This is a genomic window from Oleiharenicola lentus, from assembly GCF_051660365.1.
Taxonomy (GTDB): Bacteria; Verrucomicrobiota; Verrucomicrobiia; order Opitutales; family Opitutaceae; genus Lacunisphaera; species Lacunisphaera lenta_A.
Genome location: NZ_JBOZXB010000001.1, coordinates 284,552 through 307,709, shown reverse-complemented (window position 1 = coordinate 307,709; position 23,158 = coordinate 284,552). Strand labels below are relative to the sequence as shown.

The 23,158-nt window shown below is 59.6% G+C and carries 14 protein-coding genes; 12 read left to right on the top strand and 2 right to left on the bottom strand.

The features are described 5' to 3' along the window. Positions 1–4 precede the first annotated feature (4 nt). Both ACRRQW_RS01120 and ACRRQW_RS01115 read left to right on the top strand, forming a co-directional pair. Positions 5–2,056 (top strand): beta-galactosidase, encoded by a 2,052-nt coding sequence (locus tag ACRRQW_RS01120; RefSeq protein ID WP_438479364.1) that lies wholly within the window; start codon positions 5–7, stop codon positions 2,054–2,056. A gap of 6 nt (positions 2,057–2,062) precedes the next feature. Beyond that, a complete protein-coding gene (locus tag ACRRQW_RS01115) occupies positions 2,063–3,619 on the top strand; it encodes a hypothetical protein (RefSeq protein ID WP_438479362.1) in 1,557 nt (518 codons plus the stop codon). A gap of 9 nt (positions 3,620–3,628) precedes the next feature. Here ACRRQW_RS01115 and ACRRQW_RS01110 read toward each other — a convergent pair whose 3' ends face one another. Together ACRRQW_RS01110 and ACRRQW_RS01105 are read right to left on the bottom strand one after the other, a co-directional pair. Then, entirely contained in the window at positions 3,629–5,302 is a 1,674-nt protein-coding gene (locus ACRRQW_RS01110) for a glycoside hydrolase 5 family protein (protein ID WP_438479360.1), read from the bottom strand. A gap of 82 nt (positions 5,303–5,384) precedes the next feature. Beyond that, positions 5,385–6,551 carry a GntR family transcriptional regulator gene (locus tag ACRRQW_RS01105; protein WP_438479358.1) on the bottom strand — a complete coding sequence of 389 codons (1,167 nt, stop codon included), beginning with the start codon at positions 6,549–6,551 and terminating at the stop codon, positions 5,385–5,387. Positions 6,552–6,857: 306 nt separating this feature from the next. On the opposite strand from ACRRQW_RS01105, the gene ACRRQW_RS01100 reads away from it, so the two are divergent. The 10 genes from ACRRQW_RS01100 to ACRRQW_RS01055 all read left to right on the top strand — a co-directional run bounded on the left by ACRRQW_RS01100 (position 6,858) and on the right by ACRRQW_RS01055 (position 23,133). Then, positions 6,858–9,332: a TonB-dependent siderophore receptor gene (locus ACRRQW_RS01100; RefSeq protein ID WP_438479356.1), complete on the top strand. Its 2,475-nt coding sequence runs from the start codon at positions 6,858–6,860 to the stop codon at positions 9,330–9,332. A gap of 113 nt (positions 9,333–9,445) precedes the next feature. Further along, the gene (locus ACRRQW_RS01095) at positions 9,446–12,460 is read left to right on the top strand and encodes a hypothetical protein (protein ID WP_438479354.1); all 3,015 of its coding nucleotides are present in this window, start codon (positions 9,446–9,448) and stop codon (positions 12,458–12,460) included. Continuing rightward, on the top strand, positions 12,460–14,211 hold the full coding sequence (locus tag ACRRQW_RS01090) for a hypothetical protein (RefSeq protein ID WP_438479352.1): 1,752 nt from the start codon (positions 12,460–12,462) through the stop codon (positions 14,209–14,211). Before ACRRQW_RS01095 ends, ACRRQW_RS01090 begins: the two co-directional genes overlap by 1 nt. Continuing rightward, positions 14,208–15,737 carry a hypothetical protein gene (locus ACRRQW_RS01085; protein ID WP_438479351.1) on the top strand — a complete coding sequence of 510 codons (1,530 nt, stop codon included), beginning with the start codon at positions 14,208–14,210 and terminating at the stop codon, positions 15,735–15,737. The genes ACRRQW_RS01090 and ACRRQW_RS01085 overlap by 4 nt, the downstream gene beginning before the upstream one ends. After that, positions 15,734–17,344 carry an extracellular solute-binding protein gene (locus tag ACRRQW_RS01080; protein ID WP_438479349.1) on the top strand — a complete coding sequence of 537 codons (1,611 nt, stop codon included), beginning with the start codon at positions 15,734–15,736 and terminating at the stop codon, positions 17,342–17,344. The genes ACRRQW_RS01085 and ACRRQW_RS01080 overlap by 4 nt, the downstream gene beginning before the upstream one ends. Before the next feature lie 11 nt (positions 17,345–17,355). Continuing rightward, the gene (locus tag ACRRQW_RS01075) at positions 17,356–19,200 is read left to right on the top strand and encodes an alpha/beta hydrolase fold domain-containing protein (protein ID WP_438479347.1); all 1,845 of its coding nucleotides are present in this window, start codon (positions 17,356–17,358) and stop codon (positions 19,198–19,200) included. A gap of 6 nt (positions 19,201–19,206) precedes the next feature. After that, positions 19,207–20,157, top strand: a complete 951-nt coding sequence (locus ACRRQW_RS01070; RefSeq protein ID WP_438479346.1) for a carbohydrate ABC transporter permease — start codon at positions 19,207–19,209, stop codon at positions 20,155–20,157. Continuing rightward, positions 20,154–21,005 carry a carbohydrate ABC transporter permease gene (locus ACRRQW_RS01065; protein ID WP_438479345.1) on the top strand — a complete coding sequence of 284 codons (852 nt, stop codon included), beginning with the start codon at positions 20,154–20,156 and terminating at the stop codon, positions 21,003–21,005. The genes ACRRQW_RS01070 and ACRRQW_RS01065 overlap by 4 nt, the downstream gene beginning before the upstream one ends. Positions 21,006–21,013: 8 nt before the next feature. Then, the gene (locus ACRRQW_RS01060) at positions 21,014–21,997 is read left to right on the top strand and encodes an acetylxylan esterase (protein WP_438479343.1); all 984 of its coding nucleotides are present in this window, start codon (positions 21,014–21,016) and stop codon (positions 21,995–21,997) included. A 17-nt stretch (positions 21,998–22,014) separates the two neighbouring features. Then, the gene (locus ACRRQW_RS01055) at positions 22,015–23,133 is read left to right on the top strand and encodes an ABC transporter ATP-binding protein (protein ID WP_438479341.1); all 1,119 of its coding nucleotides are present in this window, start codon (positions 22,015–22,017) and stop codon (positions 23,131–23,133) included. The last annotated feature ends 25 nt before the right edge of the window (positions 23,134–23,158 follow it).

The following is a 23,158-nucleotide window of genomic DNA, read 5'->3' as shown; positions in this document are numbered from 1 at the left end:
CCATATGCCGATTTCAACCCAGCCCGCTCGCCCCCGACTCTCGCCGGCGAATTTCCTCTTCGGCGTCGCGTATTATCCCGAGCACGATTTGCCGGAACACCTCGAGCACGACGTCGAACGGTTGCTTGCGGCGAAGGTGAACGTCGTGCGCATGGCGGAGTTTGCGTGGGATCGCATGGAGCGTCGCGAGGGGGAATTCGATTTTTCATTCTTCGATTTCCACATCGATCGGCTGGGTCGGGCAGGCATTAAAACCATTCTCTGCACGCCGACAGAAGCGCCGCCGATGTGGCTGACGACCAATTATCCGGACGTGCTGCAAGTCGATGCCAACGGTCGTTCCATGCAACAAGGCTCGCGGCAGCACGCCAGTTTGTGCTCACCGCGCTACCGCGATTTCAGCCGGAAAATCACGCATGCGATGGCGACGCACTTCGCGCGAAATCCGCACGTCATCGGCTGGCAAACCGACAACGAAATCTATTGCCACACGGCGGAGGATTACAGTCCGGCGGCCCACGTCGCGTTTCGCGAGTTCCTGAGCGAGAAATACCGTGACATCGCCGCGCTCAACGAGGCGTGGGGCACGAATTTTTGGGCCCAGACTTATACGAACTTCGAGGAAGTGCTGCCACCTTACGCGATGCGGCCGTCGGCGGAAAATCCGGGGCATCGTTTGGATTTTCTGTTGTTCACGTCGCACAAGGCGGTCGTGTTTCAGCGCGATCAGGTGGAAATTTTGCGCGCCGCGAATCCTGCGTGGTGGATCACGCATAACGGCGTGTTCCGGAATCTCGACTACCGCGAATTTTCGCGCGACCTAGATTTCATGGCGGTGGACGTGTATCCGATGCTCGCCTTCATGGATGCGCCGGGCGAATTGAGTCCGGCGAAATTTCCCTCCCGGTTGCTGGCGCGGACGCGGAGCATTTGCGGGAAATTCATCGTCACCGAACTTCAATCGGGGCCGGGCGGACAATTGGATTGGATGAGTGCCACGCCCGAGCCGGGCCAGATGCGGTTGTTCGCGTGGCAGGGCGTCGCCCACGGGGCGGAAGGAATTTTGCATTTCCGCTGGCGCACGTGTCGCTACGGCGCCGAAGAATATTGGGAAGGTGTCATCGATCACGACAACGTGCTCCGGCGGCGCTTCGAGGAGTTGTGCGTCGAAGGCGCAGAGTTTGCGCGTCTCGCTCCGATCTTGAGGGGGACGGAAGTGCGCCCGGAGGTCGGCGTGCTGTTCGACATGGGGCTGATGGAATTCGGGCATCGGCCGATCACGCACGGGCTGCCTTCGCCCTGGGATGTGGCCGATGGAATTTTCACGGCGTGTTCCGCCGCGGGGCTGAATGTGGGTTACGTCCATCCGCTCGACTCGCTGGAAGGCTGCAAACTGCTTTTTCTGTGCTCGAACGCGATCGTCACAGCAGAGGTGGTTGCTGCGTTGACGCGTTGGGTTGAGCGCGGCGGCACGTTGGTGATCCTCGCGCGCAGCGGCACGAAAGATAAATTCGGACGCGTCGTGGCCGCCACTCCGCCGGGACTGCTGACGGCGCTGGCAGGTTGCACCGTCAAAGAGCATTCCCGACTCAATAGTCCGCCGTTAACGGGATCGCCGTCGATAACCTTTAAGTGGGATGATCAGGTTTTTTCGGAAAATTTGTGGCGCGAAGTTTTGGAAACTCGCGGTGGCGCCGTCGTCGCGCGCTGGCGCGAGGGACGGTTTGTGGACGCGGCCGCAGCGGTTGAAAACCAAGTGGGTGAGGGGCGTTGTTTTTACATCGGCACTTACGCCAGCACAGAACTGGTGAGTGGCTGGCTTGCGTTGCTGATGAAAAATACTTCAGTGAAAGCGATCATCCCCGGCATTCCTCCCGGTGTTGAAGTGCTGCGTCGAACGGGCGAAGGGAAAACCTTAGTCTTTGTTTTAAACCACACGGCGGAGATAAAAAAAATCGCGAACGCGCCGACCGGCGAGCACTTGCTGCCGGGGGTCGAAACCACGGACGGTGTTTTGACGCTGCCGGCATTCGGGGTAGCTTTAATTCGTTCCTAAACCTGCGTGAAAAATTCCGAAATAACTTCATCGAACGCGACGGCGTCACCAGGCACGGGTGTGTTTTCCGTGGAGGAAGCGACCGATCATTTCTGGATCTGCGACGGAGCGCGGCGCGTGCTGCTGCTCATCCGGATGCCGCAGGGCGGGTTTTATTGTAACGCGGTTTTTCTACGTCAGCCCGATTCGGCGGAGCCTAGTTTCCCTGAAAGTTATCACTCCGCCACCGCGATTGGTTTGCAGGCAGACATTCGCTGGCGCTGGGGCTCGGGCTGGCTACCAATGGATCGCGTGGCGCTGAATCTCACAGCGAAAAATGCGGAGATCGGCTTTGAGCGTCGCTCGAAGGAAGGCCGTAATCTTCAGCAAATCACGCTCACCTTAAGTCGCACTGGCAACGGCCCGGCCGACTATCGGGTGAACGTGCGGAGTAAATTACTGGCGGACACTCCGGCGGAGCAGAGCATCGAGTTTTTAAATTATCTCCCCGCGGACGCGGGCAACTCATGGCCGGACAAGAAGCGTTTTGATGCGACGATTCATGAAACTCCGACGGGCGAATTTGAACGTCGGCCGCATTCCCAGCTTTCAGTGATCGAGCCGTATTATTGGCCCGACGCGCAAGGATTTCGTCGACCCGAGGTGAAAGAGCCCGCTTATGCGGAAGTATTCGATCCGGCCTTGCGGCGCTTAGGGGCGGCGTCGCCCTATGCGGTGTCGCATCTCCACAAACCTTTTCCGGTGGGTGGCATGATGTTTTTTTCGGGCGAGAAAATCACACCCGCCGTGCGCGTGCTTGCCGCGAACACTCCCGTGGTGCTGCACACGTGCGATGTTTGGTATGACGAGCACCTGTGTCTCGAGCGCGGCGTGCCGCAACTCGACGGTCGTTTTCTCTACGAGGTGACCTACGAACTGTTTTGTCTTCCGGCGACCGAGGCCGAAAAGATCGCGAGCGAAGCGGTTGAGGTCACGTTAAGCGAATGGGTGACAGCGAACGACTTCGCGCCGTTCTTCACGGATCGGGTGAATTTTTTCAACGCACCGATTGCGCGCGAGCGTGATGGTTCATCGGGATTGTTTTTCGCCTACGAAAATCCCCGGCACCTTGTTTCGTGGCAACGCGCCACCGATCTCGCCGATCGCGGCGCGATCGTTCTGAACACACTGGATCCGATCGAGCCGCCGTCGGGGCAGTATTATCAGTCGGTGCGTTATTCGTTGAGTGCGAATCCGCCGTGGGCGGAAACGTTTCCGTTGGGATTTTCACTGCACTTGGATCGTGGTAAAGCCGTGGAGTTCTCCGCGCTCATTCGCGTGGAAGGTGAAGTCGAAGCATGGTTGGAACTCCGCGAGGCCTTCTGGGGAAAACTGCAGCGGGAGAACGGGGCTGACTTTGATCGCCAGGTTGAAAAGACTGACTTGGTGAATGCTGACAAATGGACGCGCGTGTCGGGACGTTTAACGGCGAAGATCCCCGGCAGCCTCTCGATGATCTTCCTTGCGATGTCCGGCCGAGGCCGCGCGTCTTTCGCGGAACTGAGCGTGCGGCGCGTTGACTGAGCGAGCGGATTAGCCCGTCGCGGCGAGCAGGCTGCGATACCAGCTGAGCCAGCGAGCGCGGGTTTCGCGTTGGTTACTCGTGGCGGCGAACTCGCGATCAATATCGGCCATGCAAGTGATCACGGCGCCTCGGCCCAACGTGTGGCGGAACAAAACGGGGTTGGCGTTTTCGTCCGCCGCGAGCAGTTGCGAGGAAGTCAATCGCACCGTCAGGAAGATATCGCGCGGGAAAAGAGTGAAAGTCCATGAGTCGTTATTCCATTCGATCGTGCGCTTGTGCGGGGCGCGAAAGTCGAGTGGCTCGGCGCCGAGTAATTTTTCCAGGCCCGCGCCCCACGTGAGGGCGTCGGGGCCCTGGAAAATGAGGCGACCGCCGCCCTGCACCCAGAGCAAAAGTTGGTCTATTTCGGTCGCAGTCAATTTTGCCCCGGCGATGGCCAGCACATCGGTGGCCGCAAGATCATCGGCGCTGCGGACGAGGCGCGGGTTCGTGCCGATCTGGTCTAACGCAAAATGAGCCACGGCTAACTGGCGGGAGAGTGCGCCGGGATCGTTGCCAGGATTGCGCGGATTGTCGCGGAGGTAGTATTCGCGCGGCCAATAAATCGCGGTCGAAGAACGCTTCGAATTTTTGGTCGATTTTTTGGCAGCGAGCAACTGCTGCGCGAATTCGATGAAGTAGCGCAGGCTGGGCTTTACCTGATTCGTGGCATCGACGAGTCCGAGTTGGCCCTCGAACGCGAACTTGTCGTAAGGGTGCCCGGGAAACGAAATGTCGCGCAGGCACCACCAGAGAAAACCGTTCGCACCCGCGGCGCGGCACGCGGGTAACACGGCGCGGAGATAAGTGTCGCACTCGTTCTGGCCGCGCGTAAGCAGCGTGCCGAATTCCTGCGCCATTACCGGCCCCCATGCTTTCGCGCATTTCACGTAGAAGGGCAGCAGGCTTTGCGCGAGCGGATCGGTCATGCCGTCGAAGGCGAGCGAGTGCCACGTGCTCACGGGATACGTGTGCATCGAATAAAAATCACAGCCGGGTTGCGCGCCGAAGCGCCAGCCGACGTCCATATTAACCTGCGTCTGTTCGCTGCCGGAAACAACGAGTGCAGCGGGAAATTTCCGACGAATCGCAGCGCTCATGTCAGCGCACCACGAGGCGACTTCGGCCGGCTTGGCGGCGGCGCATTCGGGCAGACAACCGAGTTCGTTGCCGAGATCGATCGCGAGCACGGTCTCAGGATAATGTGCGCAGATCGCCGAGACTTTTTCTGTAAACGCGATGGCGCGAGCACGTAGAGCGGGATCGGAAAATACATTTCGGCCGGCGTGCCACTCCGGCCAAAATATCCCGCCACTCATGTAGCCAACAAACAACGTCGGGTGCGCGAGCAACCCCTGCTCGCGATGCCAGCGCAGCAAATCGTCGAGGCGCGCGAACATACGCTCCTCGTAGATTCCGACTGCGGGTTCGAAATCCTGCCAGCGAAGAAAAAACCGCACGCAGTTTAGCCCCAGCGCGCGCGTCAGAGCGAGATCGGCTTGGATCTCGGCGGAGGGCCAGTGCGGCCACATTTCCACACCACAAGAAGCGGGCCAGTAGTTGACGCCGACGGGAATAATGCGATCGCCGGCAGCCGTTTCGAAGTCACCGGTCGTGGCATTGAGCTGAAAAAACGCGGTCATGCGGTGAAAGGCGGCGAGGAAATGTCACTTATTAAGTGACAGGTGGATGGCGCGAGTTCGGGCTATCCTGGATGCGCGGGGATTAGCTGCTGACGATGACGAGTTCGGGGGCGATCAACTTATGCTGTTTTTTGGCGGGCAGTTTCTTTTCCGCACGCGCGACGAGCAGGTCCGCGAGTTCATGGCCAAGATTCAGATTGTTTTTGTTCACCGTGGCGAGTGGCGCGGCGCTTTCCCACGTGCGGTAAACGGATTCGCGCCAGTTGTTGTCGTAGCCGACGAGGTCGATGTCCTCGCCGGGTTTCAGGCCGAGTTGACGACACGCGGCGGCGAGCGGAAAAAAGACGGAATCCGAGGGCGCGAGGATGGCGTCGACGCGATTTGGGCCAGTCACGTGATCGAGTAGGAAGCCGGCGAGCAAACGGCGGCGCAGCACGAATGTTTCCTCAGAAAATTCCTCACGCAGATTGATGGGCACACGCAACGCTGGCAGCACGGGGAGATTGGTCTCTTTCATGGCTTCCTCGAAGCCACGGTCGCGCTCTGCGAGCCAGCCCGGAAGGGGTTGCGCAAGGTTTTCCACGCTCCACGCGCGAAGCAGGCGTTTGCGGCCTCGCTTGAGCAGGAATCGCGTGAGTGCCGCGCAGCCGGCGGCATGATCTGACGCAAGCGTGTCGTGCGTAGGGTAATTCGAACCGAATCCGTAAATAACCATCGACACACCGGACTGCGCGAGTTCGTCGATGGCTTTCCAGGCGGGCGACGTTTTGATGCCATCGTGCATCGCGATGAGACCGTAGGGATGCTCGGAATTAAATTGGGCGAGACGATCCTGATAGTTGCCGCTGAGTTGAAGGGTGAGGGCGTCTTTGCCGGCTTGTTGTAGGGCTTCGACGGCACCGACTTGAATGAAACGTTCCCAGACTGGCCCCACGCGTTTCTTTTGCACGGACTCCGGCACCGTCATCGGCAACGTGAGCAGGCACACGGTGTTTGCCATCAGGTTGGTGCGCGGGGCCGCGACCGGTTCGCAGACGAGCCGGCGGCGATTTTCGCCCGAGCGGATTAAGCCTTCCGTTTCCAACTGGCCGAGTGCGGCGCGGACGGTCGTGCGCGACACTTTCAACAACTCCATCAAGTTATGCTCGGTCGGGAGTAATTCGCCGGCCGCCAGTTTGCCCTCAGCAATCCACTTGCGGAGCGAGCGAATCGAGCGCGCCTGGGGACCTTGATTGAGAATCACGGACATGAAGTCGAAAGAGGTAAGGGATTACGGGAGATGGGCAAGCGAAGGCTAGCGTCGCCCCAAGTTTTAATGTCAGGCAATGTCTTTTTATCGAAACTAAAAAAATACAATACAAAACCCTTGACGATACAATAAAAATACAATCTACCACATGCACTGAGCAGTGCGGATCACCCCTTTGACCGTAGCGACGCTCTTGGCACCCCATTAACCAAACCCCGTATGACTGACCACAAATCAGCTCTGACTGCGCAACCGTTACCCCGGCTGGCACTCTTGGCTTTGACCCTTGCAACCGTTCTCCCGTCCGTGGCCCTCGCGCAAACCACGACGTCGCCCGCGGCGAATCGTTCGACTGCGACTGCCGTTGCCCCGCTCACGAATGATGTCGTGGTGCTCGATCCTTTCACGGTCAAAGCGGATGAGTCCGGTTATCGCGCTTCCAATTCCGTCGTCGCGACCGGTTTCAACCGCGACATCGAGCACACGCCGCTGACGATCAACGTGCTCACGGAAGATTTTATCCGTGACGCCGGCCTGAACAGCTACGCGGAAGTTTCCCAATTCATGCCCAACACCTATGTGGTGCCGGATCCGGTTCTGCTGGGCTCGACGGGTAACTCGCGCGGCCAGGGCACCGGTTATTATACTCAGGACGGGGTGCGTTACTACACCGAGCCGATCGTGCGCAGCGGTGCACGCGTCGAGGTGATTAAAGGTCCGGCCACGCTTTTCTTCGGTCGCGCGCAGCCCGGCGGCATTTTTAATTTCGGCACCCGTCCGCCATCGCCGGTTCGTCAGCAGTCCTTGACGGTCAGCTACGGCAACTACGACAAGAAGTCGGTGGACATCGGCTCGCAAGGCGCGATCGATAAGAACGGCCGGTTGACTTACCGCCTCGATGGTTCCTTGCAGGAGAGCGGTTCTTTCATCGACCACGCCTACGACAACCTGCAGTTCATCCGCGGTGCGGTGAGCTACAAGGCCTTCGACACGCTGCGGATCAACGCGCGTTATGAGAACACTCAGCGCCAGCAGTCGGGTAACTCGATCGCGAGCAGCGTCATTGCGGAACAGTATTACCTCGACTACGCGAATCCGCGTCCGGAGCACTACACTTGGGCGCGCACCCAAACCGGCCTCGGCGGGCTGACTGACGCACAGTTGAAACCAATCCTGCAAGCGCAGTGGAAAGAGAACTTGAACAACTGGATCGCCCAGACCCGCCTGGCTTTCATCAACGACCCGAACAACAAGGACGGCGTTTATCCGACGTGGGCGACCGGCATCTCGTCCGAGCTCACGCCGCGCGGCTGGCATTACAATCCCATGCAGCTGGGCACGTATGCAAAAAAAGACATCCAGACTTGGGGTGGCGACGCTCTTTGGACGCCAAGCCAACACGTCGCCCTTAAGTTCGCTTACACGAAATATGACCTGTTGCGCCCGCGTAACAACATCCAGCTGACGGAAGTGCTGGCTGATGGCACCATGCGCGCAGCGAGCATGGCGGTGCGCGAGGATCAGAACGACTCGACCACGATGTCGCTCAGCGCACTCTTCGATTACGACATCGGGCCGACCCATCACACGACCAACATTGGCGGCCAGTATTTCAAGGATTACTACCGCCAGCTCGTCGGCACTTACTATGGCCTGAACGCGACTCCGGGCGTCGTTCGCGACCCGCGCACGTCGACCGCCACCATCCCGACCAGCGGTTACGTTTTCGCGACGGACGGATACATCGACGTCTCGAAGTTCATCAGCGCTTACCCTCGCCAAACGACGCCCCCAGCTTGGGCGCAGAACTACGAAAACGCTTATTACGCCAGCCACATCATCGAATTGTTCGATCGCAAGGTCGGCATTCTTATGGGTGGTCGTGTGCAAGAATACGAAGTGCGGAGCATTCCTTTCAAAAACACCGCGGACCTCACGGACATCAACACGCTCGGCGTGACGTGGAACATCAGCCCGAACCTGGTATTTTTCGCGAGCCGCAGCAAATCGTTCGATCCAAACATCAACATCTTCCTGATCACCGGCGCTGGGGCCACGCAGGCGGAGAAGAACGACAACATCCATCCGCCGGTGACCGGCGTGGGTTACGACGTCGGCCTCAAATTTGGCCTGTTGAACCGCAAGCTCATCGGCCAGTTCTCGCTCTTCGAGACGAGCCGGCTCAACGACGCGGCCTTCCGTTTCACCGACTTGGAACGCACTAATTCCGACCCGCGCAACAATGACGCCGATACGAATAACAACGTCACCTGGCAGGTGCCGGGCGGCGAGCGCCTCAGCCGCGGCGCGGAACTCGAGCTCACGTGGCAACCCAACAAGCACTATTCGGCGCTCTTCACCGCCGGCTGGCTGCCGGTCGCGAAAGTCGTCGAGAACGAAGCAATTCCGTTCATCACGACGGTGGACGGCCGCCGGATCCGCGACCCGAACCAAGGAAACTACGTCGGCCAACGCAGCCCGAACTCGCCGAAGAACACGCTGAGCATCTGGAATCACTACAAATTTCCGGGCACCAAGTGGGGCGCAGGCCTCGGCGGCAACTACGTCTCTGACGTCGAGATTCCCAACCTTTCTTCGTATAAGATCACCGTGCCTTCCTACATCAACGTGCGCGCTGGCGTGGACTACACCACGAAGATCACGAAGGGCGAACTGCGCCTCAGCCTCACGATCAACAATCTGTTGAACGAAAAATACTACATTAGCTTCTATCGCGGCGAACCGTTCGCCGCCACCTTCCGCGCGGCTTACACGTTCTAACCCGACGCCTCACGTCATCGTTTCGTTCCTTTAAGCCTGTTACGTCAACATAACCACGGGTCTGATTGGCCTTTCCGGTCGGTCAGACCCGTGTGATTTTACACCTGCTCCGCATGCCCCGTCTCTGTCACCTCCGTTCGTTGTTTTTTGCGATCACCGTGTTCGCATCAGGCAGCGGCGCGAGCGTGCACGCCCATTACGCGCATGCGCCCTTGTCGGCGTGGCGGACTACGACGTTCGCGCCCGGGCAAGCGGCGGGGATTTTTTTTGAACCTGCCGCGCCGGTCGCGTTGGAATTTTCCGTCGAGAATGTCGCCGCGGATTCCATCTCGCTCGATCGTTACGTGGTGCGTGTGGCGCGCACGCGTTCGTTGGTCGGCAATCCGCAGAGTATTTGGGATTCGCCTTACAAAAACGTCGAACTCATCGGCGAGTGGCCGTTGCGCTCGCTTGCCAGTAATTCTCCCGGCGAACTGTCGCCGGGGCGCGTGCTGAAGTTGTCGCTTTCGGCGACCACCGGAAAATACGGCCACTTCTCCGTGATGATCGCGCTGCGTGGAGGCGCGGTTGATGACGGTTATCGTGCAGCGGCGTTTGCGGTGGTGTATCCGCCCGCGAAAGGGCCGAAGCCCGAGTCGTATTTTCTCGCGACTGCTGACGACACGATGACGCGGGGCGAGAGCACGGATTTTTCGATCCCCGAACGCTATGGCATCAAATGGCTGCGTCTCCCCATCACGCCGCGTTTTAGTGCCGACGGGCAATTCGACTGGACGATTCCCGACAGACTCGCGGCGGCCTTGCGGCGGCACGGGTTGCTTTCGCTCAATGATATCAGCACGTGGGCGGGCCCGCTTCCGATGATTGGCGGCAAACCGATCACCTACGCGTGGGGCCGCAAAGTGAACCTGATCCCGCGCCCCGAGGATTTCCCTTTGTTCGGGCAGCAGGTGGAGCAAGTGATCAAGCGTTACGGCGACGTTTCGCCGGCGGCCTATTTGCGCAATGAGCCGTGGGAAAAAGGCAGCATCACGTTTTATCACGGCACCGGACATTATTATGGCGAGTGGTTGAAAGTCGCTTCTACGGCCGCCCGCCGCGCTTCGCCGGATTTTCCGATCCTTGCCGCAGATGCGATCACGAATTTCGAAGACAATATCCAGATGCGCGGCCTGACTGATTACGTGGATATCACCAGCCATCACGCCGATCTCGAGGCGAGTCGTGGTGCGGTGCAATCCGCGGTGCTGGGCAAACGCGCGTGGGAAACAGAGGACTGGCTCAGTCACTACGACGCCTACCTCATCGCCAATCTCACGATGAAAATCGCCCACGGTTTTGAGAAATCGAATCCCGGCGATCCCGGGCTTTATCAAACCCAGCCTGGTCACAATGGACACCCTGACTGGCGCTTCGTCCCAAATTCTTCCATCGCCCTGCCGGCTCCTGCAGGCCAGGCGGTGTCCACGTGGCTACATTTTATCGAAGGGGTGAAATTCACACGCGAGATTTCGCCGTCGCATTTGCCGTGGATGTTTCTGTTTGAAAGCGCAGCCGACGCCCCGGCCAAACACGCGGCGGTCGTCATCGGACGCATCAAAGCTTACGGCTACGGTTACCACGAGGCCCATGGCGACGTCGCCTGGCCGGCGGTGACGGCCTTCGGAAAACTACAGGTCGCCGACACCGATCGCGCGCTTTCGGTTTACGATTTCAGTGGCAACGCGATTGCGCGCGACGCACGCGGCGGTTTCGAAATTCCGCTCAACGAAGAGGCGCACTACGTAATTTCGACGCGGGGCGCGAGTGACGTCGAAGCGAAGTTGCGTGCCGCTCGCGCGGAGTATGCGGGCAATACGCTGCAAGCGACGTTGCTCGATTTCACGCAGCCGTTGGAAAAAAAACCAGCGGTGCGCGTCTCGGTGCGCAACAACGCGCAAGCCACCACCGATGCCGAGGTGAAACTCACGCCGCCCACCGGCTGGCGTCTGGTCGCACCGACTCAATCGCTCGCTGCACTCAAGCCCGGCGAATCGCGCGAACTCGCGTTTGAAGTTGCGGAAACCGCTGAAGTCGCGGCGAACCGTTATCCGTTTTCAGTAGAAGTGAAATCTCCGACCGGCGGGTTGCGTTTCACTGAAAATCTTCACGTGGCCATTTTCCGTCGCGGCACCGTCAACGTGGACGGCGATCTTTCCGATTGGGAAAAAATCGGCGCGCTCCCCGTGACGGTTTCGAGCGGCGCCGCAGCACCCGATGCGGTGGAGAAATACTGGTTTCCGTTCATGAATTTGCCGGCAGGGCACGCGGGCGGGACGCAGGTGCGTTTCGCGGGCGCGTGGGACGACGACTATTTTTACCTGTGTGCGGAAGTGCAGGACGCCGAAGCACACTACCGCCCGTCGATGCGCGAAGGCATTTATTTCACGCAGCATGAAGCGCCGTTGGATTTCCTGTATTGGGGTGTCACGCCAGAGTTCGTGAGCACCGCGGGCGACGGCTTGAAAATCGCGTTCGATATTCACCGAGCTGGCGAAAAAAATGATCCGTGGCTGCCGCCCGAAGCTCAGAAAAAAGTGGACGCGCGTTTCGAAGCGTTGAGCGCGGACTACGAATACGATCTCTACCTCGGCGCGAAAAACCGCCTCGCGGAATCCTACGCCACCGTGCGCGATCGACACCTCGCACGGATCGCCAATCCACCCGATGACAACTACCGCAAACCGAATCCCCCGTTTGAAGATCCGCGTTTCGTAATCGAGGGCGAGCCGCAACCGGAAGTCTGGCGGCTCATGGCGCCCGGCGTGCCGCGTCACAATTATTATCCGTTCTCTAATCGCCTCGAGCGCGACCAAGGGCTGGTGCCGCGCGCCACGCTGGTCGTGAAACGTGAAGGCGCACTCTGGCGCTACGAGGCGGCGATTCCGTGGAGCGAACTCGCGGAAGTGAAACCCGTTGTTGGCCGCGAGGTGCGCTTCAGTTTCTATGTGCTCAACGACGGCAAACGCTCCGCAGCCTGGGCGAGTGGACGCTCGGCGAGTGGCGGTCGTTCGCAAACAATTCATCCCACCTGGTATCGCGCCGACGCCATCGAGACGGTGTGGTCTTTCCAGGATTTCGCCCGATAATGCCTGCAACCCAATTCATGAACGCAGACTTGGAATTCATCCACCGGCGGACGCAGAAGTTCGTCGAACAAATGCTGCCGCGTTTCTGCATGGATCCGGCTGATCGCAATTACGGCGGATTCGTCGATCCCGTGAAACGCTACGCCGACAGCCGCGAAAGCATCTACTTCGCGCAACTCCTGTTTGCGGTGTATCTCTATCCAGAATTCACCGGCTACTACGCGAATCCGGCTCTACTCGAAAAACTGCGCGCGCATCTCGTGTTCATGCAGCGGCGTCAGCGCGACGATGGCAGCGTGATGCTCCACGCCTTCGGGGTCGGCACGGGGAGCGAGATCGGTTTCACGCTGCCGGGCGTGTGCGAAACCTATCGCCGCGTGGAAGCGAGTGGGTTGCCCGGGCGGGACGAAATTCTCGCCGTGTTCAAAGCTTACCTTCTGCGTGGCGCGCGTTGCGTGCGCGAAAAACCGGCGCACACCAGTAATCACCGCTGGGCCGCGTTTGCGGGCCCGCTCGCGGTGGTTGACGCGTTGTTTCCTGATCCGGCGAACGGGGTGGTGATCGAGGAATATCTTTCCGACGGCATCGATATCGACCAAGACGGACTTTATTACGAAGAGCGCAGTCCGGTTTACAACGAAGTCGCCAACTATGGGCTGCTTTACTTCGTGGATTACTGGGGCCGCAAAGACTTCCTCGAGTTGATCGCGCGCAACCTGCGTTTCACTCTGGCGATGCGCCAACCCAATGGTGCGGCGGAAACGATGTTCAGCCATCGCCAGGATCGCGGGCGCGCCGAGTGGCGTTGGGGCGACTATTTTTTGTTTCGGCGACTCGCGGTTGAGTTGAACGACCCGGCATTTGCCCAGGCGGCGGATGAGCTGCGCGCGCAACACGACGGGGTGGGCGAAGGCGACCTGGCGGCGTTCACGCCCGAGGGTTTGTCGGTGCCGCTCCGGTATTATTACGACGATGTCAGACTGAGCGCTGCCGATAGCAGAGCGCGGCAGCCGCTGCCGGAAGATTACGATCTGAAGCTGCGCGATACGCCGATCTGGCGTCGACGTCGAGCCGGCGTGGCCTTGACGGTTTCGGCCGACAAAGGCGGGCATTATTGGGACATCACGCAAGGCACGTGGGGCGGCCTGCAACGCGCGGATGCGTTCCTGAGTTTGCAAGCGGGCCTTGTGGCCATCGACGCGATGAAACTCCGCTGGGGCACGGGCACGTGCGGTTTCCGTCCCGATACCATCGAGTATCTGCCCGATGGCAGCGCGCGTTTGAATTATGTGGAGCCGGGTTGGGATCACGTTGCGCACTATCGCCCGCGCGCGAAGTGGGGCCCGAATCGCACCACCGCCAACCAAACCGCTGAAGTGATCATTCGTCCGTTGGCCGATGGTAAATTCGAATTGAAGATAAAAATCGGCGGGTGGGCGGATATGCCGGTGAACGTGCAATTTCTCCTGCGTGAAACCGGCGTGCTTACGCTGCCGGATGGCACGACGGAACCGCTGAAATATGGAGGCCGCACCTACACCTCGGCCGCAGGCCGCTACGTGCTGACGGGGCCGGATGGATCGACTATTGCAATGGACGCGTTGCCCGCGAGCGAACACCGCATGCCGCTGGGCGATGTGCGCACGATTACCGGGCTCGCCGAACAACGCTGTCATCGCCTGGTGCTCGGGTTGTTCACCCCGCTGGAGCTTTCGTTCACGCTGACGCCGCAGCCCGCGCCTCGCGCATGATCGTTTCCCGCCATCATTGGAGTTTGTGCGCGCTGGTCGCAGCAGTCGTCTGCACACCGGGATGGAGTGCGGATTTGCGAGTGCAGCGCTGCCGTGAGCCCATCGTGATGATCGACGGCAAGCTCGACGAAGCCATCTGGCAACGCGCGGTGCGTTCTGATGCTTTCGTGGGGCCTTTGCAGCCGGACAAAAGCGTAAAACCGGCCGGCGGAGTTACGCAGGTGCGCGCACTGTGGGATAACGAGCGATTGTATTTTGCATTTGAATGCGAAGGCGCGCCAACCGCGGCTACTTTGACGGAGCGCGATGCGCTTTTGCACAAGGAAGAGGTCGTGGAGATTTTCCTGGATTTTCAAGGTGAGGGCCGCGAGCTCGTGGAACTCCAAGTCAGCTCGAAAGGCGTGGTGGCGGATCTCTACCACGTCTGGGGCCGGCGTCCGACTTATCCGGCGCATCAGGTTGAGGAAGCGCAGCGGCAGCATCTGAATATTGATCGCAGTTGGAATCTTGCCGGCGTGGAAGTGGCGACTGCGCCGTGGATCGAGCAGGGCGTCACCCGCGGCTGGATTGCGGAAATTTCGATTCCGGTGGCGAGCCTCGCACTGCAGGGAAAAGGGACGACACGGCTGGAGACCGAAAAAAACTTCCGCGTAAACTTCGCTCACTATCGTTATCCCCCCAACGGAACTGAAAAGCCTGTGCTGAGCCAATCAACGTGGCGGCCTGTTTTGCTGGGTCGACCGCATGTCTCGCCCATGGCGATGGGCACCGCCCGTTGCGAAGATGATTCAACGGTCGCAGTCCAATGGCGTGCGTCTTGGCGCGACGCGGCGAAACTACTCGTGCCGGACGCGCACCGGGCGTTTCTGCGGGCAACAACCGCGTCGCGCGAGAGTCGCTTTGGCGAGGCGGTGACGTTGATGAACCTTCAGCCGCGCACGGAGACGAACCTGAATCGCGCCATCGAATCTCTGCAGGCCCTCGTGCAGGAAAACCGCAGCGACGAATTCGGCCTCGGCGCGCAGTATTACCTTGGCCGCATCGAACAAGCGCACCGGTTTGTGCCGAACCTGGCGCGGGCGCTTGAATATTACGACGCCCTCATGCGGGCGAATCCGCGTCACCTTTACGCGCAGATGGCCGCCGTAAAAGCGGTGGTGATCCGCCTCTACCAAACTGACTCCGGCTCTGCCGCCGAGCGCTTGCGAGCCGGCAACGCGCGGTCGGAATTTTTTACGATGCCGGAAGCGCAGCGCGACTACCACCTCGCAATGGCGGACGCTTATGTGCGGTTCGGCGGAGACCAGGCAGCGTTGCTGGAACACTTACTGGCCGCGGAGTGGGCCGGACATCTGCAGCGCGTGTCGCGCGCGGATTTGTATGTGCGCATTGCTGACGCCGCTGAAAAAGCCGGACGTAAAGAGATGGCCGCGCTTTACTGCAAAAAATTTCTCGCCGAAGGCACGCGCGAAGCCCGCGTCAACCTTGTGAAGCGGCGGCTGGCGGCGTTGGAGGCGACGCCATGAAGCGTTCCAAAATATTTCGCCTGACCGGCCTGACCGTCCTGGTCGTGTTGTTTGGCTTGTCGGCCTGGCGCGTGGCCCGGCATGAGCGGCGCGACGCCGCGCCGGACGTGTTGACGATCCGGTTTGCGCACTGGCAGTTGGAGAGCGGCTTGCGGGCGGCTTATGATGCGATGGCGGTGCGTTACATGGAACTGCATCCGAATGTTCGAGTGGAGCAGATTGCCATTCCCGACGTGGTGTATGGTTCGTGGTTGCGCACCCAGTTGGTCGGGGGAACGGCGCCGGACCTCATTGAATTTGGCCAGATTCCGACGGGCGTGGGCGACGAATTACTTGCGCGAAATTTCACTCCGATGACGGCGGATTTGGAACAACCCAATCCCTACAACCGCGGCACGCCGCTGGAAAATGTATCGTGGCGCGAAACCTTTATCGACGGTCTGGAGGGCGTTTATCGCAGCAGTAACCTGCAGGATTACTACAAAATCCCGATGGGGATTTTCACGGTGCGCGTGTATTACAACCGCGCGTTGTGGCGTGCAGTGCTGGGCGACACGCCGGAGCCCACGACCTTCGGCGAGATGCAGGAAATTACGCGACGGATTCAAGCGCATGCTGCCCGGGAAAACCAGACACTCTTCCCGCTCGCGTCAGCGGGCCAGAGTTTTCAGCCCGTCGATCGATTGTTTGGCGCGCAGACGCAGCGACTCGCCCTCGCGTTGGACAAAGACCGCAATTATTTCACGACCGCTCCGGAGATTGCAATCGGAGCTTTGCGCGGGGAGTGGGATATGGATCGTCCCGAGTTGGTGCGCAGCCTGGAATTGGTGCGCGGACTGTCGTTGATGATGCCAACCGGTTATCTGCAACTCACGCGTTCGGATGCGATGTTCCTGTTTATCCAGCAGCGCTCGATGATGATTTCCACGGGCAGCTGGGATGCGACGAGTTTGATCAGTCAGGTGCCATTCGAAGTCGGCGTGTTTCGACTGCCACTGCCGGCGGTCGACGACCCTGTGTATGGTGCGGCGATGCTGGGAGCGGTGCCAAGTGAAGCCGATTTACCCACGGAGGCCGCGTTTTCGCTCTGGAGTGGGTCGCCGCACGCGGATGTGGCGCTCGATTTCCTGCACTTTCTTACTTCGCAGGAAGGCAGTCGCTTATTCGTGAAACACAGCCGTTGGTTGCCGGCGATTGCCGGGGTGGAGCCCGAACAAAGTTTCCGTCCCTTTATGCCGGAGCTCGGCGGCACGCCGAATGGCTTTGATGCGAAGCTCGGCAATATCGGCCCGGAAGTGCGGCGCATCTGGGAGGCGAATTTGAATTTGCTCGGCGCGCAAGGCGATGGCGTCGGGGCGTTGCGCGACGTGTATCGCGCCCAGTTTCGCGGTGCGGTCGAGTCAGACCTGTCCCGCTGGGTGCGGCTTGCGCGCAATAACGCAGTGCAGCAAGACACCACGCTCGCCGCGCTCACGCAACTCGCGCGGGGTGGCGAGCAGGCCGACGAGGCTCGCGCAAAGTTTGGCGACTTATTCCAGCAACAGAACCGGCAGGAAGCGGAGGCGTATTGGATCGCCAATGAATTAACGCAGTCCGCGAAACGTTAAATTTTACCCCAATGAAACTATCCCCTCATTTCGTTTCCCGCGCTTCGGCGCTCGTGTTGATGTTTTCGTCCGCGCTCTCTGCGCAGCAACCCGTCGCGCCGCCCCCGGCCCCGATCAAAATTGAAAAAGATATCGTTTACAGTCACGCCGACGGCGCGGAGTTGAAATTGGATATCGCGCGTCCGCCCGAGAGTGTGGGCCCCGGGCCGTTTCCCGTGGTGGTGTATTTTCACGGCGGTGGCTGGCAGGGAGGCAAACGCCAGGATGGTTACAACCCGATCCGTTTTTTTGCTTCGCAAGGATTTGTCGGCATCACGGTGAGTTACCGGTTCGTGCCGGATCATCCGTGGCCGGCGCAGGTGCACGACGCAAAGACGGCGGTGCGCTACGTGCGCGCGCACGCGAAGGAACTGAATATCGACCCGAATCGGATCGCGTCGGCCGGCGACTCAGCCGGAGCTTATCTGGCGCTGATGCTCGGCTTGACGGCGCCGGAAGATGGGCTGGAAGGCGACGGCGAATGGAAGGACGCGTCGAGTCGCGTGCAGGCCGTGGTGAGTTCCTATTCGGTGGCCGATTTCACGCGCGGCCGATCGTTGACCGAGGAAGCCAAAACCCCCGAACAAGAAAAGAAGCGCGTGGAGATGGAGGCGTTATTTCAAGCTTACTATAAAAAGAGCGTGGCCCAAGTCGTCGCCGACATGGGCGGAACTTCCGACCCGAAAAGTCCGCGTTGGAGGCAGATGTCGCCGATCATTTATGTGAGCAAAGGCGATTCGCCCACGCTGATTCTCCAGGGCGATGCCGACACGATTGTTTCGCCCCAGCAGGCCTACTGGCTCGATGAAGCGATGACGACGACGCAAGTGCCGCATGAATTGCTGATCATCAAGGGCGGCGGTCACGGGTTTAATGCGGAGCAATACAAAATCGCTTATGCGAAGACGCTGGAATTTCTGCACCGCGAGATGCCAGCGAAGGCGAAGGCTGCGGCGAGCGTCTGGGGCGATGCCACGATCCCGATTGAAAAGGGCCTCGTCTATGGACGCGCGGGGAACACGGAACTTAAACTTGATCTCGCGCGTCCGCGCGAAGGCAACGGGCCATTTCCCGCGGTGGTGTGGATTCACGGGGGCGGCTGGATGAACGGCGACCGTTCGATGGGCCATGGCCCGTTGCGGTTGCTCGCGACACACGGCTACGTCGCGGCGAGCATCAGTCATCGTTTCACCACGGAAGCGAAATGGCCGGCGCAGATCCACGACGCGAAGGCGGCGGTGCGTTACCTGCGCGCGCATGCGAAAGAGTTGAATCTCGACCCTGATCGGATTGGCGTGATGGGCGAGTCATCGGGCGGACATCTCGCGCTGATGGTGGGGTTGACCGACGCGAAAGATGGACTGGAGGGCGACAGTGGTTCGTCGGGAATTTCGAGCCGGGTGCAGGCCGTGGTGAGTTATTGCACGTTAACCGACTTCACGAAACTCCGCGACGTGAAGCCGCAGACTGAGGCCGAGCAAAAAAATTACGACGCGAAGCGCGGGTTGCTCGTCGCGCTGGCCGGAAGCGATGATCCCAAGGCGCCGATTTGGCGCGAACTCTCGCCGGTTACCTACGTGGACCGCAACGATCCGCCGGTGCTGATGTTTCAAGGCGAACGCGACGATGTCGTGCCGCCGGAACACATCGATTATCTTGAAGAGAAACTGCGTGAGCAGGGCACGGTGCATCAGTCGGTGCGCGCGCCCAACGCCGGGCATGCGTGGAAAGGCGAGGATCGCGTCATGACGAATCGCGTGATGCTGGATTTTTTTGCGAAACACCTCGGCGGAAAACCCGCCGCGTCCGGCCTCTAAGCAATCATGGCGCTCCCGATCTCCAGTAAGAAAGCCCTGCGCGAGTGGAAACTGTATTTCTTCGTGCTGCCGACCGTCGTGTTGGTCGGGACGTTTGCGTATTTTCCGGCGGCGAGCGCGATTTATCATAGCTTCTTCGAATGGGCGGGCGGCGATGCAAAGCAGTTCACGGGGCTGGAAAATTTCCGGCGCGCGTGGAACGACCAGGTGTTGCGCGACTCGCTGATCACGGTGGCGGTGCTGATGGGGTTCAATCTCCTGAAGATGATTCCGTCGATCTTCATGGCAGTGCTGATTCACCGGCTCACGAGTGACCGCTGGCAATACATCTACCGCGCGCTGCTGGTGGTGCCGATGATCATTCCGTCGATCGTCACGCTGTTCATCTGGAAATTTTTCTTCGATCCCAACCTCGGCGTGTTGAACCGGTTTCTCGATCTCACCGGCATCAAGCACGCGCTCGTGTGGCTCGATCACTCGGTATTCCACTGGGCAATCTTTTTTGAAAATGTGCCCATCGGCTGGCTCTCGCAGCCGGACTTGGTGCTACCTTCGCTTTTTATCTGGGGCTTCCCGTGGATCGGCGCGGTCGGTGTCCTGATTTACCTCGCCGGACTGCAATCGATCAGCCGCGAGATCTACGAAGCGGCGGAACTCGACGGGATCGGGCCGTTCGGGAAATTTATCTACATCGAGCTGCCGCTGATTCTCACGCAGGTGCGGCTCTCGCTCGTGCTGTTGATCATTGCCACGCTGCAAGGCTATGGCTTGCAACTGCTGTTGCTCGGCCCGGCGGGCGGCCCGAGCGGGCGCGGCATGGTGCCGGGTTTGTGGATGTATAACCGCGCGTTTTTTGCCGGGGAATTCGGCTACGCCTGCGCGGTGGGCATGGTGATCTTTCTCTTCATTCTTGTGCTCACGCTGATCAACAACCGCTACGTGCGCGTCGAAAAATGAGCGACACTGCACAACCCTTGCCCGGCTCCACGCGACGCGGCGATTGGCTCAAGCACGCCATCATTCTCGCCTTCGTCATCATTGAGCTATTCCCGCTCTACATGATGGCGCAGGTGTCATTGAAGAATAACGCGGAGTTCGTGCAGAATCCGTGGCTGCCGTCGTCGCCGGCGAATTGGCATTGGGAAAATTGGGTGTTCGGCCTGAAGCTCGTGTGGCCGTTTCTTGCGAACACCGTGTTTGTGGCGGTGAGCGGCACCCTGGCGACGCTGACGTTTGCGGTGCTGGGTGCGTATTTTTTCGCGCGCTACAAAATGCCGTTCTCTGGCGTGCTGTGGTCCGCGCTGATTGTGCTGATGTTGCTGCCGAGCGTGGCGAATATCGTGCCGCTTTTCCTGCTGCTCAAATCGATGTCGCTGCTCAACACGCTGTGGGCGCTGATCATCGTGGGCGCGGCCGGTGGGCAGGTGTTCAACCTCTACGTGTTGCGCAACTTTATTGAGGATCTGCCCAAGGATTTGTTCGAAGCCGCGGAAATGGATGGCGCCTCGCACCTCCAGCAGATCCGCAACATCGTGCTGCCGATGTCGGCGCCGATCATCGGCACGCTGGGAGTGCTGTCGTTTCTCCAACTGTGGAATGAATTCCTGCTGCCGCTGATCGTGTTGCGCGACAAGGAACTCTTCACGCTGGGCGTCGGCCTGATCTACCTCGATGGCGAATACGTGAAGCAGTGGGGCCAGATCATGGCGGCCTACTTCCTCGCCGCGATTCCGCTGATTATTCTGTTTCTCTTTACCGTCCGGTTATTCGTTCGCGGCCTGTCGCAAGGCGCGATCAAAGGCTGATTATTACCATGCCCGCTACATTTGATCTCTCTGCTGAAAAGCTCCCGCACTATCGCGGCACTAATCCACGTCCGGCCGATTTCGACGTGTATTGGCAACAAGCACTCACTGACCTCGCGCAACAACCGGCCGAGTTGGAACTCGTGCCCAACAAGCAATTCTCCACGCAAATCGCCGAGTGTTTCGATCTGTGGTTCACCGGCGTCGGTGGCGCGCGTGTGCACGCAAAGTTCCTGCGCCCGCGTAAACGCACTGGGGCGGCGCCGGCGTTACTGGAGTTTCACGGCTATTCGTGGGACAGCGGCGACTGGTTTCACAAACTGGGTTACGTGGCGGAAGGATTCTGCGTCGCGGCGCTCGATTGCCGCGGGCAGGGCGGCTTGTCGGAGGACAACGGGACGGTGCGAGGGATGACGCTGCGCGGACATTTCATTCGCGGCGTAGAAGACCCCGATCCGCGCCGGCTTTATTATCGCCAGGTGTTTCTCGATACGGTGCGCCTCGCGCAACTCGTGATGAACCTGGCGGAAGTCGACGCGTCGCGCGTCGCCACGATGGGCTGGTCGCAAGGTGGCGCGCTTGCTTTGGCCTGCGCTTCGCTCGAGCCGCGCATTTGTCGCGTGGTGAGCATTTATCCGTTCCTCTCTGACTACCAACGGGTGTGGGAAGCGGATCTCGCGCGGCATGGCTACACAGAGCTGATCGATTTTCTGCGCACGCGCGACCCTCGCCACGAGCGACTCAATGAAATCTTCACGCGTCTCGGTTACATCGACATTCAGCACCTCACCGCGCGAATCCGGGCAGATGTTTTAATGTTAACCGGTCTCGCCGACATGATTTGCCCCCCGTCGGCGCAATTTGCTGCCTTCAATAAAATCACTTCGCCAAAGCGCGCGGTGTTCTATCCGGACTTCGGGCACGAAAATCTGCCCGGTGCGCACGATCTCGCGTTTAACCACCTTCACGCTCTCACCTCTCTGGAGGCTTAAATTTTCAGGAATATTCCATGGCTAACGTCGTCATTCAAAATCTCTGCAAAGCCTACCCGGATAAATCCGGCACCACCGTCACGGCGGTGAACTCCATCAGCCTCGAAATCAAAGAGGGCGAATTCATGGTGCTGGTCGGCCCGTCCGGCTGCGGCAAAAGCACGACGCTGCGGATGATCGCGGGACTCGAGGAAATCACCGGTGGCACGATCTCGATCGATGGCCGCGAAGTGAACGACGTGCTGCCGAAGGATCGCGACATCGCGATGGTGTTTCAAAACTACGCGCTCTATCCGCACATGTCGGTTTATGATAACATGGCATTCGGACTGAAGCTGCGGAAATTTCCCAAGGCCGAGATCGATCAGCGCGTGCGTGAAGCAGCGGCTTTGCTGGGGTTGGAAGCTTATCTTGAGCGACGGCCCAAAGCGCTTTCGGGCGGCCAGCGGCAGCGCGTGGCGGTGGGTCGGGCGATCGTGCGCAAGCCGAAGGTGTTCCTTTTCGATGAACCGCTTTCGAATCTCGATGCGAAGATGCGCGTGTCGATGCGCGCGGAAATTTCCAAGCTCCACGCCCGACTCGGTGCGACCATGATTTATGTGACGCACGACCAGGTCGAAGCCATGACGATGGGGGACCGGATTTGCGTGATGCGCGGGGGCGAGATCATGCAGGTCGCCGAGCCGCTCGAACTTTATCACCGTCCGGCGAACGCTTACGTGGCGGGCTTCATCGGTAGTCCGCCGATGAATTTGATTCGTGGACGCGTCGAGCGACGCGGACGCGAACTATGGTTCGTCGAACTCGGCGGCGAAGGTTTAAGCGTGAATATTCCTTTGGGTGGAACGCTCAATGAACGAGCGCTCACGTGTGAAGGTCGGGAAATTATCTTTGGCATTCGCCCGGAAGATATCGCCTGCACCGCGCAGCCAGGCTCTGTCGCACTCACGGCGAAATTGGAACTCGATGAGCAGATGGGCGCGGAGACGCACCTGCATTTCCGCACGGCGTCGCATCCGTGGGTGGCGCGGGTGCCTTCATTCGGTGAGTTTGTTCCTGGCAGTGAACTCACGGTGCATTTGCAACTGGCGAAGGCCCATCTTTTCGACGCCGCCACCGAGCAGTGCATCAATTGATTCGTTCGACCTCTTTCGTTCATTC

What these genes read in the sequence shown, in the direction of transcription:
- ACRRQW_RS01105 (WP_438479358.1), bottom strand. Translation starts at nt 6,551, where the DNA reads ATGTCCGTGATTCTCAATCAAGGTCCCCAGGCGCGCTCGATTCGCTCG.
- ACRRQW_RS01095 (WP_438479354.1), top strand. Translation starts at nt 9,446, where the DNA reads ATGCCCCGTCTCTGTCACCTCCGTTCGTTGTTTTTTGCGATCACCGTG.
- ACRRQW_RS01060 (WP_438479343.1), top strand. Translation starts at nt 21,014, where the DNA reads ATGCCCGCTACATTTGATCTCTCTGCTGAAAAGCTCCCGCACTATCGC.
- ACRRQW_RS01120 (WP_438479364.1), top strand. Translation starts at nt 5, where the DNA reads ATGCCGATTTCAACCCAGCCCGCTCGCCCCCGACTCTCGCCGGCGAAT.
- ACRRQW_RS01080 (WP_438479349.1), top strand. Translation starts at nt 15,734, where the DNA reads ATGAAGCGTTCCAAAATATTTCGCCTGACCGGCCTGACCGTCCTGGTC.
- ACRRQW_RS01090 (WP_438479352.1), top strand. Translation starts at nt 12,460, where the DNA reads ATGCCTGCAACCCAATTCATGAACGCAGACTTGGAATTCATCCACCGG.
- ACRRQW_RS01085 (WP_438479351.1), top strand. Translation starts at nt 14,208, where the DNA reads ATGATCGTTTCCCGCCATCATTGGAGTTTGTGCGCGCTGGTCGCAGCA.
- ACRRQW_RS01075 (WP_438479347.1), top strand. Translation starts at nt 17,356, where the DNA reads ATGAAACTATCCCCTCATTTCGTTTCCCGCGCTTCGGCGCTCGTGTTG.
- ACRRQW_RS01110 (WP_438479360.1), bottom strand. Translation starts at nt 5,302, where the DNA reads ATGACCGCGTTTTTTCAGCTCAATGCCACGACCGGTGACTTCGAAACG.
- ACRRQW_RS01065 (WP_438479345.1), top strand. Translation starts at nt 20,154, where the DNA reads ATGAGCGACACTGCACAACCCTTGCCCGGCTCCACGCGACGCGGCGAT.
- ACRRQW_RS01055 (WP_438479341.1), top strand. Translation starts at nt 22,015, where the DNA reads ATGGCTAACGTCGTCATTCAAAATCTCTGCAAAGCCTACCCGGATAAA.
- ACRRQW_RS01070 (WP_438479346.1), top strand. Translation starts at nt 19,207, where the DNA reads ATGGCGCTCCCGATCTCCAGTAAGAAAGCCCTGCGCGAGTGGAAACTG.